The organism is Psychrobacter sp. KH172YL61 (genome assembly GCF_007182895.1).
Lineage (GTDB): Bacteria > Pseudomonadota > Gammaproteobacteria > Pseudomonadales > Moraxellaceae > Psychrobacter > Psychrobacter pacificensis.
The window spans coordinates 420,888-438,517 of record NZ_AP019516.1; the positions used below are offsets into that span (position 1 = coordinate 420,888).

General features: G+C 45.2%; 14 protein-coding genes and 5 pseudogenes. 11 read left to right on the forward strand and 8 right to left on the reverse strand.

Features of this window, described 5'->3' with window-relative positions; translation table 11 throughout:
• Positions 1-534: 534 nt before the first annotated feature.
• A pseudogene (gene icd / locus PKHYL_RS02150) lies at positions 535-1,795 on the forward strand (NADP-dependent isocitrate dehydrogenase).
• 260 nt (positions 1,796-2,055) lie between these two features.
• Here the strand turns inward: icd and PKHYL_RS02155 are convergent.
• A pseudogene (locus PKHYL_RS02155) lies at positions 2,056-4,273 on the reverse strand (NADP-dependent isocitrate dehydrogenase).
• A 622-nt stretch (positions 4,274-4,895) separates the two neighbouring features.
• Between PKHYL_RS02155 and PKHYL_RS02160 the strand changes: the two are divergent.
• The 5 genes and pseudogenes from PKHYL_RS02160 (at position 4,896) to PKHYL_RS02175 (ending at position 9,356) form a co-directional block, all read left to right on the forward strand.
• Complete coding sequence (locus PKHYL_RS02160; protein WP_332835956.1) at positions 4,896-6,059, forward strand: peptidogalycan biosysnthesis protein; 1,164 nt, start codon at positions 4,896-4,898, stop codon at positions 6,057-6,059.
• Entirely contained in the window at positions 6,031-6,246 is a 216-nt protein-coding gene (locus tag PKHYL_RS17940) for a peptidogalycan biosysnthesis protein (RefSeq protein ID WP_332835918.1), read from the forward strand. The genes PKHYL_RS02160 and PKHYL_RS17940 overlap by 29 nt, the downstream gene beginning before the upstream one ends.
• 76 nt (positions 6,247-6,322) lie before the next feature.
• Positions 6,323-6,862 carry a chorismate--pyruvate lyase family protein gene (locus PKHYL_RS02165; protein ID WP_240365873.1) on the forward strand — a complete coding sequence of 180 codons (540 nt, stop codon included), beginning with the start codon at positions 6,323-6,325 and terminating at the stop codon, positions 6,860-6,862.
• A gap of 687 nt (positions 6,863-7,549) precedes the next feature.
• Positions 7,550-8,812 (forward strand): annotated as a pseudogene (gene glyA, locus PKHYL_RS02170) (serine hydroxymethyltransferase).
• 85 nt (positions 8,813-8,897) lie between these two features.
• Positions 8,898-9,356, forward strand: coding sequence for a hypothetical protein (locus tag PKHYL_RS02175; protein WP_071002344.1), 459 nt, complete (start codon positions 8,898-8,900; stop codon positions 9,354-9,356).
• A 175-nt stretch (positions 9,357-9,531) separates the two neighbouring features.
• Here PKHYL_RS02175 and PKHYL_RS02180 read toward each other — a convergent pair whose 3' ends face one another.
• From PKHYL_RS02180 to PKHYL_RS02210, 7 genes and pseudogenes are all read right to left on the reverse strand, one after another.
• Positions 9,532-9,978: a ZIP family metal transporter gene (locus PKHYL_RS02180; RefSeq protein ID WP_240365874.1), complete on the reverse strand. Its 447-nt coding sequence runs from the start codon at positions 9,976-9,978 to the stop codon at positions 9,532-9,534.
• The gene (locus PKHYL_RS02185) at positions 9,912-10,229 is read right to left on the reverse strand and encodes a hypothetical protein (RefSeq protein WP_240365875.1); all 318 of its coding nucleotides are present in this window, start codon (positions 10,227-10,229) and stop codon (positions 9,912-9,914) included. Before PKHYL_RS02185 ends, PKHYL_RS02180 begins: the two co-directional genes overlap by 67 nt.
• A gap of 180 nt (positions 10,230-10,409) precedes the next feature.
• Positions 10,410-11,002: pseudogene (locus PKHYL_RS02190) on the reverse strand (sodium/glutamate symporter); the annotation flags it as partial.
• 149 nt (positions 11,003-11,151) lie between these two features.
• The gene (locus PKHYL_RS02195; RefSeq protein WP_240365876.1) at positions 11,152-11,451 is read right to left on the reverse strand and encodes a barstar family protein; all 300 of its coding nucleotides are present in this window, start codon (positions 11,449-11,451) and stop codon (positions 11,152-11,154) included.
• A gap of 1 nt (position 11,452) precedes the next feature.
• On the reverse strand, positions 11,453-12,091 hold the full coding sequence (locus PKHYL_RS02200; RefSeq protein ID WP_240365877.1) for a ribonuclease domain-containing protein: 639 nt from the start codon (positions 12,089-12,091) through the stop codon (positions 11,453-11,455).
• A 2-nt stretch (positions 12,092-12,093) separates the two neighbouring features.
• Positions 12,094-12,195 (reverse strand): cold-shock protein, encoded by a 102-nt coding sequence (locus tag PKHYL_RS02205; RefSeq protein ID WP_240365878.1) that lies wholly within the window; start codon positions 12,193-12,195, stop codon positions 12,094-12,096.
• A 122-nt stretch (positions 12,196-12,317) separates the two neighbouring features.
• Positions 12,318-13,620, reverse strand: a pseudogene (locus PKHYL_RS02210) (glutamate-5-semialdehyde dehydrogenase).
• A 364-nt stretch (positions 13,621-13,984) separates the two neighbouring features.
• On the opposite strand from PKHYL_RS02210, the gene PKHYL_RS02215 reads away from it, so the two are divergent.
• From PKHYL_RS02215 to PKHYL_RS18460, 5 genes are all read left to right on the forward strand, one after another.
• A complete protein-coding gene (locus tag PKHYL_RS02215) occupies positions 13,985-14,215 on the forward strand; it encodes a hypothetical protein (RefSeq protein WP_240365879.1) in 231 nt (76 codons plus the stop codon).
• 413 nt (positions 14,216-14,628) lie between these two features.
• Positions 14,629-15,426 carry an ABC transporter ATP-binding protein gene (locus PKHYL_RS02220; RefSeq protein WP_071002339.1) on the forward strand — a complete coding sequence of 266 codons (798 nt, stop codon included), beginning with the start codon at positions 14,629-14,631 and terminating at the stop codon, positions 15,424-15,426.
• Positions 15,427-15,727: 301 nt separating this feature from the next.
• Positions 15,728-16,528, forward strand: a complete 801-nt coding sequence (locus tag PKHYL_RS02225; protein WP_240365880.1) for a transporter substrate-binding domain-containing protein — start codon at positions 15,728-15,730, stop codon at positions 16,526-16,528.
• 91 nt (positions 16,529-16,619) lie between these two features.
• Positions 16,620-17,237 carry a transporter substrate-binding domain-containing protein gene (locus PKHYL_RS18455; RefSeq protein WP_442966107.1) on the forward strand — a complete coding sequence of 206 codons (618 nt, stop codon included), beginning with the start codon at positions 16,620-16,622 and terminating at the stop codon, positions 17,235-17,237.
• Positions 17,159-17,515 (forward strand): transporter substrate-binding domain-containing protein, encoded by a 357-nt coding sequence (locus PKHYL_RS18460; RefSeq protein ID WP_442966108.1) that lies wholly within the window; start codon positions 17,159-17,161, stop codon positions 17,513-17,515. Before PKHYL_RS18455 ends, PKHYL_RS18460 begins: the two co-directional genes overlap by 79 nt.
• Positions 17,516-17,630: the final 115 nt, after the last annotated feature.

The window sequence follows — 17,630 nt, forward strand, 5'->3', positions numbered from 1 at the left end:
AACAGAGGTATTGTGTTTGATATACGCTGTGCGATGTATTTTGCTACAAAAGTAGGACAGCAACCACGCAAATTTACTGCTATTCTAAATCCATATTTTTATAGGGGTATTTATATTTTTGATAGTAATAAACCTATCACCTACAAGATAAAATGATTGTCCAGCTCTTTGTTCTATTACTATCAACAAGATAATGTATTATAACCCTTTAAAGATTATAAATTTATAGATGCTGCATTTTATTAATAATTTATAAATTGTATATGTGATATTTCTTATTAATTAGCCAATAACACTGAATTTAATGATAAGCAGTTTCTATGCACAGTTTTAGTTTGTATTTACATCAATGCATATATGTTTAATTTGAAGCTATTTTTTAGTATCGTTCAATCCAATGCCGCAAGTATCTCATACATCAGACTTTGTTTAGCTAATAAGCGTCTAGAGCGCAACCATTATAATAGAAAAGCCAGCATAACAACGTGTTCAGTTCGCTTGCGATGTATAACTTACCACTAAGGAGTTTTATCCATGTCATATGATAAGGTCATCGTACCAAGAGACGGCGAAAAAGTAACCGTGAATGCTGATTTGTCGCTAAATGTGCCCAATCATCCGATTATTCCGTTCATTGAAGGTGACGGTATTGGGGTGGATATCACACCTGTCATGATAAAGGTGGTCAATGCAGCGGTCGATAAAGCCTACCACGGTAAAAAAATCAATTATCTGGATGGAAGCTTACTTGGGCGAAAAAGCGGCCAAAATATATGACGGTGAATATTTACCCAGTGAGACATTAGAGATTTTAAAAGACTACGTCATCAGTATCAAGGGACCGTTGACCACGCCGGTGGGTGGTGGCTTTAGTTCGTTGAATGTGGCTGTACGTCAAAATCTTGATCTGTATGTCTGTCAGCGACCAGTACGCTGGTTTAAAGGCGTGCCAAGCCCAGTACAGCATCCTGAGCTGACCAATATGGTGATCTTTCGTGAAAATACAGAAGATATCTATACAGGTATCGAGTGGAAGGCAGGCAGTGATGATGCCAAAAAAGTCATCAATTTCTTAAGAGAAGAGATGGGTGTGACCAGCATTCGCTTCCCTGAAGACTGCGGCATCGGTATCAAGCCTGTCTCAAAAGAAGGCTCGCAGCGCCTAGTACGTAAAGCCATTCAGCATGCTATCGATAATGACTTGCCAAACGTGACCCTCGTGCATAAAGGCAATATCATGAAATTTACGGAAGGCGCGTTTAAAGATTGGGGGTATGAGCTGGCAGCAGAGCGTTTTGATGCTAAGCCATTAGATGGTGGTCCATGGATGACGATGAAAAATCCCAAAACGGGTAATGACATCATCATCAAAGATGTGATCGCTGATGCATTCTTGCAGCAGATTTTGATGCGTCCGGCAGATTACTCCGTAGTGGCAACACTCAACCTGAACGGTGACTATATCTCTGACGCGCTAGCGGCGGAAGTAGGCGGTATCGGTATTGCCCCAGGTGCCAACAAAGGCGGCGCAATCGCTGTCTATGAAGCGACGCACGGTACTGCGCCTAAGTATGCTGGTCAGAATAAAGTAAACCCAGGCTCATTGATATTGTCTGCGGAAATGATGCTGCGTGATATGGGTTGGTGTGAGGCGGCGGATCTCATCATCAGTGGTATCCAAGGCGCGATCGCCAATAAGACGGTTACTTATGACTTTGAGCGTTTGATGCCAGATGCTATCTTGCTCAGTACTTCTGAGTTTGGCAAAGCCATTATCAAGCACATGGATGCGTAATCGCATTAATGCCTAGAGCGTTAAACTCTATTATATTTATTCAAGGCCACTTACTGATGTAGGTGGTTTTTTTATGTGTTTGAAATGGATAGACATAGGCAAGTTGTTTATTATCATTTTGAGATAGGCACAAAAAAACACCCTCAACGTTCTAAGACGGCTGAGGTGTTTTGTTTGCTAATACTTAAACTTACCTAATCGATCTGTGTATAAAAACCAGAGCGATTAGGATTAATGTTTCAAGATCAATTGCTTATTACTTATAGCGATGCCAAGGCTTCGTTAAACAAAGCGCTTGGACGCATGGCTTTTTTCGCAAGCTCCTCATCAGCATAGTAGTAGCCTTTGATATCGACTGGCTTACCTTGAACGTCGTTAAGTTCTTTGACAATCGCGTCTTCGTTTTCTGCCAGCTTTTGCGCCAATGGCGTGAACTGTGCTTTTAACTCGCTATCTTGATCCTGCGCCGCCAGCTCTTCAGCCCAATATAGCGCTAGATAGAAGTGACTACCACGGTTATCAAGCTCACCAGTTTTACGTGATGGTGATTTGTCATTCAGCAGCAGTTTTTCGGTCGCGGTATCGAGCGTGTCCGCCAAGACTTGAGCTTTAGCATTGTTGTCGTTGCTTGCCAAATGCTCCAAAGAGACATTCAAGGCCAAGAACTCACCAAGTGAATCCCAACGTAGATGGTTTTCTTCGGTGAGCTGCTCGACATGCTTTGGTGCAGAACCGCCAGCACCTGTCTCGAACAAGCCGCCGCCTTTCATGAGTGGCACAACCGATAGCATCTTAGCACTGGTACCAAGCTCTAGGATTGGGAATAAGTCAGTTAAGTAATCACGTAAGATGTTACCAGTCGCAGAGATCGTATCGAGGCCACGAGCGACACGCTCTAGGGTATAACGCATGGCGCGAACCTGAGACATGATTTCGATGTGTAAACCGTCAGTATCATGATCTTTTAGATACATTTTAACTTTTTGATGAGCTCGTTCTCATGTGGACGGTATGGGTCGAGCCAGAAGATAACAGGCGTATTTGATTCACGGGCACGGCGTACAGCAAGCTTGACCCAATCTTGGATCGGGGCATCTTTGGTCTGACACATGCGCCAGATATCGCCTTTTTCAACGCGTTTTTCGAGCAAGACTTCATCGGTTTCCACGTCGACGATACGCGCAATACCAGCATCGCTAGATTCAAAGGTCTTGTCATGAGAGCCGTATTCTTCTGCTTTTTGTGCCATTAGGCCAACATTTGGTACGGTACCCATGGTCGTTGGATCAAAGTTGCCATGCCATTTGCAGAAGTTAATCATTTCTTGATAAATACGAGCAAAGGTAGACTCTGGCATGACGGCTTTACAGTCATACATTTTGCCATCAGCGCCCCACATTTTACCGCCTGAACGAATCATCGCAGGCATTGAGGCATCCACGATCACATCACTTGGTGAATGGAAGTTGGTGATACCTTTGGCCGAATCAACCATGGCCAGACGTGGACGATGCTCCTGACAAGCATGTAGGTCGCGCTCAATTTCTTCACGCGTTGAGGTTGGCAAAGTAGCAATCTTATCGTATAAATCTGCCATACCGTTGTTGACGTTGATGCCAAGCTCATCAAAGAGTTCGCCGTGTTTTTCAAACGCATCTTTGTAGTAAATGCGGACCGCATGACCAAACACGATGGGGTGTGAGACTTTCATCATGGTGGCTTTGACGTGTAGTGAGAACAAGATACCCGCTTCGCGGCAATCTTCCATTTCACGCTCATAGAATTCAAGCAAGGCTTTTTTGCTCATGACCATCAAATCGATAACTTCTTTGTCTAGTAGGTCGATTTTAGGTTTCAATACTTTTTGGTGCCGTCGTCTAGCAATAGCTCCATGCGAACCGTGCGCGCCTTATCTAGGGTCATAGATTGCTCGCCATCATAGAAGTCGCCGCCATGCATGTGCGATACATGTGTGCTTGACCATTGTTTCCATTCACCCATTGAATGTGGATGCTTGCGTGCATAGTTTTTGACGGCTTTTGGTGCGCGGCGGTCTGAGTTACCTTCACGTAGTACAGGGTTTACGGCACTGCCTAAGCTCTTACCATAGCGCTTACGTAGCTCTTTTTCTTCATCCGTTTGTGGATCATCTGGAAAGTCAGGGATGGCATAGCCTTTACCTTGCAGCTCTTTGATGGCTGCTTTGAGCTGCTGTACAGAGGCACTGATATTTGGCAGTTTGATGATGTTGGTGTTGGGGTCTTGAGTCAGGCGACCAAGCTCAGCTAGGTTGTCAGGAACACGTTGCTCTTCGGTCAAGTATTCAGGGAATTCAGCCAATATACGTGCCGCAACAGAGATGTCACTAGTTTCAACTTCGACACCTGCGGTCTTAGTGAACGCTTCTACAATAGGTAAAAAAGATAGTGTCGCAAGCGCTGGGGCTTCGTCAGTTTTTGTATAAATAATTTTTGACATTTTATTTGAATCTTCCTTTAGTTGTCGTTAATAATAAAGCTCGAATATAATGTTGAATATGGGTCAATGATACTATGCAATGCTCAATAATATAGTTCGAACAAGTACGTCGTATGTAGCTGCTTAGCAATATTTAAGTTAGAGATATTCAAGTTTGATAAAACATTTTCTTTTACTGATGTTCACTACAAGGGCGTTCTCAGATGGCACGTTGACTGCCCCGTAAAACTGCCAGACAGCAAGTCGCTGACGGTATATTATAATAAACCCACTATAAATTCGAGAGGATGTCAATCACATACCATGAACTAAGTATACTGTTTTCGCTCATATCTTAGGGTTTCCAAATTATACTAAGCTGGTAGTAACCTTATTCTAACAGTCATTTGTTGCGATATCATCTTTTCAATAATATGGACGGTGTTTTATTGACCTTTATATTATTCTTGAGAGGACATAAGGATAATCCTAAAAACCACCAATGTCACGATTGGTGGTTTTTTATTGCGTCTCAAAAAAACTTTGCAAATTGTGACAGCAAAACCGCAAAAATTTGCTAGGCTAGGTCATCAACAGATTGGTTATCTATAAATATATAGCGATTATAAGAGTGACGGTGAGTATGAGTTTAGAGTATGCGCTGATGAATGATACTAGCTGGCAGAGCCAGACCGATTGGCAAACGCCAGACACGCCTTTTATGTCATTTGCTTTTTGGCAGGCGCTTGCTGAGACAGGCGCGATTGGCGAGCGGGCAGGGTGGCTACCGATATTTATTTTGGTGCATCGTGTCAATGATGATACTAAGGATGCCGCTCTGCAACCAGTCGCGGTGCTGCCAGTCTTTATAAAAAGCCATCATCGCGGTGAGTTCGTGTTCGATCATTCATGGGCAGAGGCGTATGCGCGCTATGGTCTCGACTATTATCCAAGATTGGTCACTAGTGTGCCGTATACGCCGATTACGGGTCAGCGGCTTTGGCTGGCAAAAGGGGAAAGGCTCAATGAAGAGATAATCAAAACAGCCATCGCAGGTGTCGATGATATCGCTCAGCAAGTCGGCGCCTCAAGCTGGCATGGGCTATTTGTGACGCCTAATCTAGCCTCTATTGCGACCACGTCTATGCCGACCGAAATTGATATAGAGCGTGCGCTAGCAGCACAAGAGCGTGGCGTAGAGTCCGCGCCGATTGCGATGCCGATATTCGAGCGCCAAGGTTGTCAGTTCTTATGGCAAAACAAAGATTTGCTCAATGACAGTCAGCCCTTTGCAGACTTTGATGCGTTTTTGATGACGCTAAAAGCTAAAAAGCGCAAAACCATCCGTGCGGAGCGTCGTAAAGTGGCTGAGCAAGGTATCATCTGCCAGCGAAAAATCGGCGATGCTATCAGCGATGCAGATTGGAAGGCTTTTTATCACTGTTACGTGATGACTTATGCGGTACGCGGACAGCAGCCTTATCTGACGATAGACTTTTTTATGGCATTGGCAGCGAGTATGTCTGAACATATTATGCTCGCGCAAGCACTCGATGCCAGTGGTGAGATTATCGCCAGTAGCCTATTCTTATATGACACACCTGATAGTAATAGCAACAACGACGACAGTGTTGATGGCGATGTTAATAATGATGTTGATAATAATGCAACCTTGTACGGTCGATACTGGGGTGCGCTTGGTGAGTATGACAGCTTGCATTTTGAGCTGTGCTATTACCAAGGCATTGAGTTTGCCATCGAGCAAGGGCTAGCGTCCTTTGATCCGGGTACGCAAGGGGGAGCATAAGCTGGTTCGTGGATTTATCCCAACGACCACGCACTCGCTTCACCGTATTTATGATCCGCGTTTTGTCCCTGCGATTGGCGATTTTTGTGCCAGAGATCGGATGCATATGGCACAATATCGCAAGCAAGCCCATGAGGCACTACCATTTAACGCGGACAATATGCCAGCCTTTGATACGCTTCATTGATATACACCACTAATATCCACTATTAATAATAGCCTGCAGGCCTTTACTTTACACATTTCATGATTAGCCGTTAACTATGCCCACAAACTCTATTGCTAGTATTGCTACCTCTCTGCCTCCTATTGAACTCGTATCGTGGCTCAATGCCGAAGGTTCGCTCACAGCCATGCTAGAAGAGAAGGCAGGGCAGCCGTTACGAGTGGAGCGCACCTTTGAAGGCTATCGGCTATTGACGCTGCAACAAAAGCGACAATTGGGTCTGCAAGGCTCAGCGCTGAATCGTCCACTGCTGGCGTGGATACGTGAAGTACTGCTATACGGCAATGACGAGCAGCCATGGGTCGGTGCGCAAAGCATCTTTCCGCTATCAAGCCTAAAAGGTAAGGCGCGACGCTTGCAGCAGCTAAAAGGTACGCCCATCGGTTATGTGTTATTTAAACGTCGGCGCACAGTGCCAAACCAGCGATTTGTGCGACAGACGAGCGAGGGCTGGCAGCGGCAAACGCGCTATGACTGGTATGGTCGCTTACTACTTATCAGCGAAACCTTTTGCCGGCATTTTTGTCCAGTGATACTTAAAAACGTTTTATTCTTATATACACAAAGAAAAAACTAGGGTCAAAAATTTGCATTGAGTAAAACCTTTAGGGCGTGTTGAACATTCGCAAATAGGCACTGCTGATCGCTAAAATGGTTCCAGACAAGGCACAAAGCGACGATAATGCAGATGCCTTAGCGAGATTTGTAACGCAGTATGGGGCAATTTTAGCATCAGCCCCAACGATAAAAGTAGGGGACAGGACTCTTTTTGCCGCTTCATCGTTAAAAATAAGCACTTAGAATGACTAAACTTATTATTTTTAACATCGAATCGCCTAAAAAATAGTCGCTGTCAGTGCCATGGTCGAATGTTCAACACGCCCTATTTAATTGGCTATTTATCTGTGTTATATCGCCATTTAATTTGCTCATCTTCAGGCAGGCTTTTTTGCGCTCATCGCACAATTTTTCATGTTACACTTACGCTTTCGCAATGCTATCGATGCCGCTGTATATCGATTTTATTGACGGATCGGTCAAGTTAATGCAGGCCAACTGCCTGTGTTTATTCTTATGTTAATTTTTACTGATAGTCGCCATTTACAATCATGGTCGTACCATAAAACAGCTGGCAAAGAGCAGCGTGCACAAGTACCTAGCATACTTTGAGCAACGTCGATGCAGTGTTCGTTTGATTGTGGGCAAGCTATCAGCTTCTTTTCAATGATACTTTTCAATGACAGTCACTACTTAGGACATTATTATGTTTAAAGACATTTCTATCAAAGAGTTTGATCCGACCCTTGCTGAAGCGATGGCCGCAGAAAGCGTTCGTCAAGAAAAATCACATCGAGTTGATTGCCTCTGAAAACTACTGCTCACAAGCAGTGATGGAAGCACAAGGCACTGATTTGACCAATAAATACGCTGAAGGCTATCCTGGTAAGCGTTATTATGGTGGCTGTGAGCATGTCGATGTCATTGAACAATTGGCCATTGACCGTGCAAAGAGCTGTTCGGTGCTGAATACGTCAACGTCCAGCCACATTCAGGCAGCCAAGCAAACGCTGCCGTATTTTTAGCATTGCTAGAAGCCAATGACACGGTACTTGGCATGAGTCTAGACGCTGGTGGTCACTTAACGCATGGCGCGCACATCAACTTCTCAGGCCTGAACTACAACGCCGTACAGTATGGATTGGTCGATGGCACTGGCCTTATTGACTATGATCAAGTAGAAGCATTAGCGCGTGAGCACAAGCCAAAGATGATCATCGCAGGCTTCTCAGCGTATTCACAAGTCGTTGATTGGCAGCGTTTCCGTGACATCGCTGACGAGGTAGGCGCGTATCTATTGGTAGACATGGCACACGTTGCTGGTCTTGTTGCGGGCGGCGTCTATCCAAGCCCAATACCTTTTGCTGATGTGGCCACTACCACCACACACAAAACCCTACGTGGCCCGCGTTCAGGTATGATCTTGTCGCGTGATGAGAAACTTGCTAAAAAGCTAAACTCTGCCGTATTCCCAGGCAACCAAGGTGGCCCGCTCATGCACGTCATCGCGGCAAAAGCGGTTTGCTTTAAAGAAGCGCTGGAAGACAACTTCAAAACCTATCAGCAGCAAGTTGTGAAAAACGCACAAGCCATGGCAAAAGTCATTCAAGAGCGTGGCTATGAGATCATCTCTGGTGGTACTGAAAACCATCTCATGCTGATTAGCCTAGTGAAGCAAGAAATGACCGGTAAAGAAGCCGACAAATGGCTTGGTGATGCACATATCACGGTCAACAAAAACGCCGTACCAAATGATCCAAAATCACCATTTGTCACCTCTGGTATCCGTATCGGTACCCCAGCCATTACTACTCGCGGCTTCAACGAAGCGCAAGCGGGTGATTTGGCAGGCTGGATCTGTGACGTGCTAGACAGCCGCGGTGATGAAGCGGTTGCAGCTGAAGTACGCGGTAAAGTAGAAGCCATCTGCAAAGAGCTACCAGTGTACGAAAAAACCAGTAAGTATTAACTGACTCTATTTGAGAGTTGTATAACAAAAAACCGCTTAGCGTTTGCTAGGCGGTTTTATTTTAATCACAGTTAAGGAAGATACGATGTCTATTTCAACAACTATGTCATTTTGCTTTTGTAGTGTTCGCGAGGAAAATTTAACCAGCATACTTGTTGGTGATATGACACTGGATGAGCTAAGAGAAAATCGCGACAACCAATACTTAGATGTGAGACAAGCGTCTCTTGAACATTATACGGAAGAACTGGTTGAGTTATTGGGAGAGGGGCATTATGCCTTGTGCGATTTGTTGTTTTTGGCAAACAATAGCACCCCGCTGCATGAGCAGCATGACGGTTTATTATACAATGTGGCCGTCGTACCTGAGATCGTCAAAGCGTTTGCCGCGACAGACTTAAAAAAATTGGTACACGATATCGGCTACCACGAAGCAGAGAGTCAAGAAGGTTTGAATACATTTCGTGAGAATTTAAATCACGTTCACGAGTTATTTAAGTTTGCAGAAGAGAACAAGCTCAATGTGATTGGGTTTACGCTTTAGTGAGTCGATCATGTTGCTGCATGACGCCGCACCTAGACATATTTGAACCGAATGTCAGATAAATAAAAACCGCCCAACATTATTGCTGGGCGGTTTTATTCATTCAAATAATTGTGCGATAAGAGCATGCTCATGCAATAAGGGGCAAATTTAAACCCTACGAATATTTATAATCTCAGCCACCGAGTTGATTGAGTCCTAATGCCAGCACCAAACCAATAGCAGTGCTGATACCCGCCCAATGGTTGCCATCTTTAAATGCAGAAGGAAAAACTTCTGTCGCTAATGAAGCAATCACCGCCCCTGCGGCAAAACAGTCAATTGCACTAATTACTGCATCATCGACATCTTTGAGAAGCATTTTGCCAATAATAGCTGCTAATGATAATAAAATAGCTGCACCAATCCATAGCATGAGTATTTTTTTGTGACTGCTACCACCATCGCGCATTTGTTTGGCACCGCCTGCGGCTTCTGGGAGGTTTGATAATAAAATAGACCCTGCTAGTGCCGCGACTTGTAAAGCGTTACCACCAATCAGCGCGACGCCAAGCGCTAAGTTTTCTGGGATACCATCAAGCGTAATAGCAGCAAGCAAACCTGCCCCGCCTTTGTTTTGCATTTTTCATCAATCAGATAGTCAATACCCGTAAAGACCACTGCGCCTAACACGGTAAAGGCGACAGTCGTCCACAAACCACTCTCGCCAATCGCAGGTTGAATCATCTCAAGTACCACTGAGATCACGAGTGCACCACCTGCCAGCGCAAGCAGATTGCCTTGTATCCAGTCAGGCATATAGCCGTATAGACCCCATAATGCACCAATAATGAGTGCGCCTGAAACCACAAGAATAATGGCAAATACCAACATAAAATGCCTCGATACTTTTAATAAGTTTTAATAATTCTGAGTAATGTCTATTGATACGACGAATGGCGGTGAGATCACATCGTATTTGATAATAATGCTATCACGTGATGTGACTCATGCAATCTCCTCAAGATTAATCACGGTTTAAATACGCTCAGACGTAGTATTACATAAGCAGTATTACATAAACGGCAACTTGGTGAATATTTGCAATATCGTGGCATTGACGATATCGACAAAGAACGCACCTACCATTGGCACGATTAAGAAGGCTTTCGGCGAGGGAGATAGCGATCCGTGACTGCTTGCATATTGGCAATCGCTGTCGGGGTAGCTCCCATACCAAAACCGCAATGTCCTGCTGAGAGTACTGCCGCGTCATAGTCTTTGCCCATGACTTTAAAGGTAATGAGGTAGACGTAGATAATCATGATGATGGTCTGTACGATCAATATGACCAATACAGGCCCTGCCAAATCCGTCAACTGCCAAAGCTTCAATGACAGTAACGCCATTGCCAAAAACAGAATCAAAGACGCATTACCAAATACATCAATCGAGCGATCAAACATCTCAAAACTGAAGACCATCGTTAACACATTGCGAATGATAACGCCGCCTGCCAGTGCCCAGACGAACGTCGGTAGCTCAAACCATGTGCCCTCAGCCACGAGCGTCATCCCATCGGCAAAAGCCAATGCCCCTGCAAATAGCGCTAATGTCTCGATAGTAGAGGATGCCGTGATAAAGCGCATGCTATCGGGTCTCTCAAAGATGTCCTTATTACTCCCTGCAGTCTCCTCGTCATTTTTTCACCGCTAAGTGTCATTCTCAAAGGGCACAATAATCCATAGTTGCGGCTTACCAAAGTCGCTATAAGCATCTTCGATAATGCTTTTAAAAATATTGAAGTCTTCGGTGTTTATCTTTTTATTACCGTCAAATCAAGCACTAAGTGCTGCACATCGCTGTCTGTCAGACAATCCCATGCACTGTCCCAATTGTGTGAAAAATAGCTGGGGAAGTGGCAGGCACGCGCCAGACTCGTCAATAGCGTGGTTTTGTCCAGTGTGTCACACGCAGGTATGGTAACAGCCTGAGTAGGAATGACGGCAGGTAGCGCTGTACCGTTTTGGTTAATGGGGTCTTGACTGACATAGTGGATGGCTTGGCTCGTATCTTTCTGATTCATGGCTTCTTGATTCATATTCGCTTGTTTCATGTTAGTGCACCTCAAGCTTTTGAAAACTGTCATAATGATCGACGGTTAAGTAATAAACAGTGGGCGGGCGACCACCTGTGACGATACGCCTTGCACCGCGATGGGAGACGCCAGGGGTGGGTACGGTGTATTCGCGGTAGTAGCCTTGCGACTGGGCGGGTAGCCTGCCTTCACGGTTATAAAACGTCGTGCCATCTTTATTGGGATAAGGATATGGCCCGCCTTGTTGAATCAGCGCAATTGTCTTATCGACTTGTGCATCACCTGTGATGCTAGTGGTCGTGGTGCCAGTTGTGGCGACTTGACTGGTATTGTCAGACGTATACTGAGATAACGTCGAGCCTAAATCAGCAAAGAAGTAGACAGCGACAGCGATAATGGCAATGAGGCTAAATAGGGTACTGCCTAGGCTTCTCTTGTTGCGAGAGCTATTTTGACGAGTGTTTTGATGGTTGCGATTTGAGAGGCGGCTGTGATTATCTCGTTTGCTATTATTGGGCATCTGCCTTGGTGTATTTGGTTCAGTATCTGGTTCAATGCTGAGTACGGCTGACGTCACTTTGGTGGCACGCAATTGGTTTTTATCATTACGACTACTCGTGAAATAGACACGTCGACCAACCGCTATCTGCTCCGCCAAACTTACTTTGCTAATATGAAAAACACGTCTTCATCTTGATTATCGACATCGATAAAGCCATAGCCTTTTTCGTGATTCCAATGTTTAATCTTGCCGCTTTGCATGGTGGCACCGCTCCTTATTGTTTAGATGTCCGTAATATAAATGACTACGATTATCATAAAAAAACGCCAGCACAATGGCCGACGTTCTCAAACGCTCGATTCAATCATGAATACAGATTTAGTTATGCACGTACTTCACCATGACCATAGACGATCCATTTTTGCGAGGTCAGTCCCTCAAGACCGACTGGGCCACGCGCATGGATTTTGTCCGTTGAAATACCAATCTCAGCACCAAGACCATATTCAAAACCATCAGCAAAACGGCTAGAGGCGTTAATCATGACGCTCGCTGAGTCCACTTCGCGGATGAAGCGTTGCGATTTGGTATAGTTGTCCGTGATGATGACATCGGTATGATGGCTGCCATGTGTATTGATATGTTCAATCGCCTCATCGATACCGTCGACGACTTTGACCGCAAGAATAGGGGCAAGATATTCTGTATCCCAGTCCTCAGAGGTAGCAGCAGACAAGTGACCGTTTAAGGTGATCACATCGGCCAAGATACTCTCAGCACTTTCGTCAACACGCAGTTGCATGGCATCATCGGCCTCGATAATGGCGGTGGCAATCTTGGGCAGTAAATCTTTGGCGATAGAGGAATCAATCAGCAGCGTCTCCATCGTGTTGCACGTACCATAACGATGGGTTTTGGCATTGACACTGACCTTGATCGCAATCTCAGGATCCGCATCGCTATCGATAAAGGTATGGCAGTTACCATCTAGATGTTTGATCACAGGGACGCGGGCGTCGTTGCTAATACGCTCAATCAGACCTTTGCCGCCACGCGGTACGATGACGTCCACATATTCAGTCATGGTGATCAGCTCACCAACGGCAGCTCGATCGGTCGTTTGCAATACTTGAACGCTGTGCTCAGAGAGATCCGTCTGACTGAGACCTTTTATGATGCATTTGGCAATCGCTTGATTGGATTCAAACGCTTCAGAGCCACCGCGTAAGATGATGGCGTTGCCTGATTTTAGTGCCAGTGAAGCAGCTTCTAAGGTTACGTTAGGACGCGATTCATAAATCATGCCAACGACGCCCAGTGGCACACGCATTTTGCCCAAATGAATCCCCTGATGGCTGATAAGTCATATCCGTCACTTCGCCGATTGGATCAGGCAGGCTCGCCACGTCTTTTAGGCCTTGGAGCATAGCGTTGAATCGTGCTTCGTTTAATTCCAAGCGATCGAGCAGAGCGCTATCAAGCTCGTTTTTGTGACCGTTGTCCATATCGATTTTATTGGCTGCCAAAATATCTGGCTTGGCATTGACTAGCTCATCATGAATGGCCATGAGTGCTGAGTTTTTGTCGCCTGTGTTGGCTGCCGCGAGCGCACGAGAAGCGGCTCTGGCTTGCTTGCCAACAGACTGCATGTAGGTGGTAATATCCGTCGTATTTGCTTGACTCATCAATTATTCTCCTTATGTGATATCAGTTTTATATAAATAAAAGCGCCTAAAAAGGCGAAAATTTAGCAAAAAATCAGTTTTGAATGCCTATTTAGCGGTCCATAGGTCATTATGCTATTTAACATAGAGGAGATTGCGGCGATAGTAAAGATGATTTTGTGAACAGAACCCGCTTTACAAAGCATCAAAGTGACTTTACAAAGGGTTGCTTCAAATATTTTGTGAGCTGTGTTTACGTGCCTTTAACAGAACTGCGCTGTAAATACTAAGGTAGCTGCGATGTATCATCAGTATAGTAGGCACTAAGAAAACGGCACTATCAATAAATGACGCTGAATCATATGACAAGTAATGGAGAATAACGATGACGATTAAAAACACGACATACAAAAACTGGATGACGGTTGGCTTGGTTGCAGGGGTGCTTGCGCTCAGTGCTTGTAGCAAAGACGAGACACCAATGGAGACGCAAGCGGATACAAGCGTTGACGCTCAAACCAGCGTTGAAGAGAATGCAACCGCAACTGCGAGTAGCTCTGATGACATCGCCGTTGCTAGCGCCGATGACGGTATGGCTGTCAGTACAGGGGGATGATGTGGCTGTGGCAACCGCAGATGATGCAGAAGTACTGGATGGCACCGAAGATTCAGAGCATGTATCGACGTACTAAGTTTTATGGCGCGCCAAACGCTATGATAGTGTGTTGGTCAATATAGCATTATCAGATAAAACAACGCCTGGCACGCGAAAGTGATAAAATAAAGCCCAGAGCGATAAATATGGTCTGGGCTTTTTGTGCCAGTCAGTTATCCAGTACTGATTAACTGACTGGTTAAACACAAGATTTGCCTTTTTACTGTGTAATAAGAGACAATATGGCATTTTTCTCTTGGCCTGCTCAGGCGTAGCATTAGCATAATAATGCTATAGATACTTATACTATATATACGGCTCTTATTTATTTTTATTCGTGTTTTCACTCATATTTATTGGAAGTCTGCTGAACCATGCTTGATACTGCAAAAAAACCAACTCGGCCTATCGCCCTAGACTTACAAGACATCCATAAAAGTTATGGCTCATTAGAGGTGCTCAAGGGAGTGTCTCTGACGGCCTATGATGGTGATGTCATCTCTATTTTGGGCTCATCTGGCTCAGGTAAATCGACATTGCTGCGCTGTATTAACTTGCTCGAAAATCCCAATCAAGGTCGTATCCTGATCGGTAACGAAGAGCTGATGCTAAAACCTGCCAGATCAGGTGAGCTGCAAGCGGCGGATGTGAAGCAGTTAGAGAGCTTGCGTGCTCGCGTTGGGTTCGTCTTCCAAAACTTTAATTTGTGGCCACATAAGACGATCCTACAAAACATTATTGAGGGGCCAACGCAGGTTCTCAAGATCAAAAAAGCCCAAGCGATCAGTGATGCCGAAAAACTGCTCGACAAAGTCGGTTTGCTCGATAAAAAAGACGCTTATCCAGCGAACTTATCTGGTGGTCAGCGTCAGCGGGTTGCCATTGCGCGCGCGCTTGCCATGCAGCCGCAAGTGCTATTATTTGATGAGCCAACCTCGGCGCTAGACCCTGAGTTGGTCAATGAAGTACTGGCTGTGATGCGAGAGCTGGCAGAAGAGGGTCGCACTATGCTGATCGTCACTCATGAAATGCGCTTTGCCCGTGAAGTATCAAGCAAAGTGGTCTTCCTGCACCAAGGGGTGGTTGAGGAGATCGGCACACCTGAGCAAGTCTTTGACAATCCTACCTCCGAGCGCGTCAAAGATTTTATGGCCTCGCATCGTCCGCACTAATCCTGTCCAAGCTATAAATCAGATGGTGGTAGCGCCCCACCGACTTTACCGCCATCGAATCCTATTAAATATAAAAATCACTATACCGTAACTATTGTTTATCCTTTATTGCCCAATAGTCACGGTGAGTATGCAAAACGTTTGTTTTTGATTTTTTACTCAGGTATTATCAAAAGGTTTATAGTCGGTCAATTTTAACGGCTGTCCATTATTCTGCTATCTATATTGCTTGTCTGTCAGGGACGTCAGAGAACAAAGTATCAGAACCCCATATCCATACCCATCAGAATTTAAGGAACATATGATGTCGAACGCTCGTCTATTTTGGTCATCGATGACCGTCTCTGCTGCGCTCATGCTAAGCGCTTGTAGCCAACCTGCCGATGAAACTACCGAAGCCAATGCCGATGCACCTGCCGCAGAAACGACTGGCAAAACCATCCGCATTGCAACCGAAGGCGCTTATCCTCCGTTTAACTATACCAATGCTGATGGTAGCTTGAGCGGTTTTGATGTCGATGTTGCCAATGCCTTGTGTGAGCAGATGCAAGCCAACTGTGAAATCGTAGCGCAGGATTGGGACGGTATTATCCCGGGTCTATTGGCACAAAAATATGATGCCGTTATCGCAGGTATGTCAATCACTGCTGAGCGCCAAGAAAAAGTCGATTTCAGCGAACCGTATTTTGCCAATACGATGGTATGGCTCACCAACACTGATGGCAGCTTTGATCCAATGGCGATCCAAAATGTCACGCTTGGTGGACAGCGTTCTACCACGCCAGGCGCTTATCTACAAGATAACTACGAAGGCAAAGATGGCAATACCGTGCAGCTATATGACAACTATGACAATGCTTACTTGGATCTAAAGTCTGGTCGTAGCGATGCAGTATTGGCCGAAAAAGTCTCTGCCAAATCATGGCTCGCTGACAATAAAGAAGGCTTCGGTATCGTTGGTGATGAGATAGACAATAATGACAATATTGCCATTGCCGTGCGTAAAGGTGATGGACTCAAAGCGGAGTTTGATAAAGCATTGAGCGAGATCCGTAGCAACGGTGAGCTTGCCCGTCTTGAGCAGCAAAACTTTGGTCAATAATGACTCACTAAAGACGGCTGCGAATACGCGCGCGCCACTGACCAGTACTGAGTAAGTGGCGCTCAATAAGGCATCAAGCAGCACGTAATAAGTGACGATATGGCTGGTAACTATATTAAGGAATAATAAGTATGACACTTTCAATGACATCACTAATGACCTCATCAATGAGCAAAAAGCCTTGTTGCTAGCACCGCTTAGCGCCGCGATGCTAATGCTAACAGGTTGTAACAACAGCTCAGCACCAGCAGAAAATGCTGAAGCTGATACCGCGTCTGAAGCACCTATGAATATCAAAATCGCAACAGAATCAAGCTATAAGCCATTTAGCTATACAGATGCTGATGGCAAACTGATCGGCTACGAGATTGAGTTGGTTGACGCATTATGTGCACAAATGAAAGCAGAATGTGAAGTCATATCTCAAGATTGGGATGGTTTGATTCCAGGGCTTAACGCACAGAAATTTGATGCCGCCATCGCTGGTATGTCAATCACCCCTGAACGTAAAGAAGTAGTGGATTTTAGTGACCCTTACTTCCATAGTGGTATCATCTTGATTGGTAAAAAGGCGACGATATCAGCATCGATTCGCTCAAAGGTCAGCCAATCGCTTCACAGCGCTCTACCGTGGCCTCACAGTATCTACAGGACGAGCACGCGGATGCTGATATCAAGCTATATGATACTCAAGACAATGCCTACCTAGATCTAACCTCAGGTCGTGTGCGCGGTATGATGTCTGATAAAGTCACTGGCACTGATTGGCTAAAAACAGAAGCGGGTAGCGGCTACGAGATTAAAGGTCAAGAAATCAGCAGCGACGACGATGCAATGGGTATTGCATTCCGTAAAGGCGATCCATTGGTTGCTAAATTCAATGCGGCATTGGCTGAGCTAAAAGACAACGGCACTTATGATCAAATCACAGGCAGTTACTTTGGTACCAGCTCGACCGCTGCGGCACAAAAAAGCAGTCGTGACTGATGGCGTTGATGAAGTCATAGTCGTTGAAGAAGACGCACCAGCTGAAGCGGCAACGAACTAAGACGACGTCTTCTGCATAGACCGTTATTTTGAAAAGTGTTGTTTACCCAAGAAA

What these genes read in the sequence shown, in the direction of transcription:
- PKHYL_RS02160 (WP_332835956.1), top strand. Translation starts at nt 4,896, where the DNA reads ATGAGTTTAGAGTATGCGCTGATGAATGATACTAGCTGGCAGAGCCAG.
- PKHYL_RS02195 (WP_240365876.1), bottom strand. Translation starts at nt 11,451, where the DNA reads ATGAAACAAGCGAATATGAATCAAGAAGCCATGAATCAGAAAGATACG.
- PKHYL_RS02165 (WP_240365873.1), top strand. Translation starts at nt 6,323, where the DNA reads ATGCCCACAAACTCTATTGCTAGTATTGCTACCTCTCTGCCTCCTATT.
- PKHYL_RS02185 (WP_240365875.1), bottom strand. Translation starts at nt 10,229, where the DNA reads ATGTTGGTATTTGCCATTATTCTTGTGGTTTCAGGCGCACTCATTATT.
- PKHYL_RS02180 (WP_240365874.1), bottom strand. Translation starts at nt 9,978, where the DNA reads ATGCAAAACAAAGGCGGGGCAGGTTTGCTTGCTGCTATTACGCTTGAT.
- PKHYL_RS02175 (WP_071002344.1), top strand. Translation starts at nt 8,898, where the DNA reads ATGTCTATTTCAACAACTATGTCATTTTGCTTTTGTAGTGTTCGCGAG.
- PKHYL_RS02225 (WP_240365880.1), top strand. Translation starts at nt 15,728, where the DNA reads ATGATGTCGAACGCTCGTCTATTTTGGTCATCGATGACCGTCTCTGCT.
- PKHYL_RS02220 (WP_071002339.1), top strand. Translation starts at nt 14,629, where the DNA reads ATGCTTGATACTGCAAAAAAACCAACTCGGCCTATCGCCCTAGACTTA.
- PKHYL_RS02215 (WP_240365879.1), top strand. Translation starts at nt 13,985, where the DNA reads ATGACGATTAAAAACACGACATACAAAAACTGGATGACGGTTGGCTTG.
- PKHYL_RS02205 (WP_240365878.1), bottom strand. Translation starts at nt 12,195, where the DNA reads ATGCAAAGCGGCAAGATTAAACATTGGAATCACGAAAAAGGCTATGGC.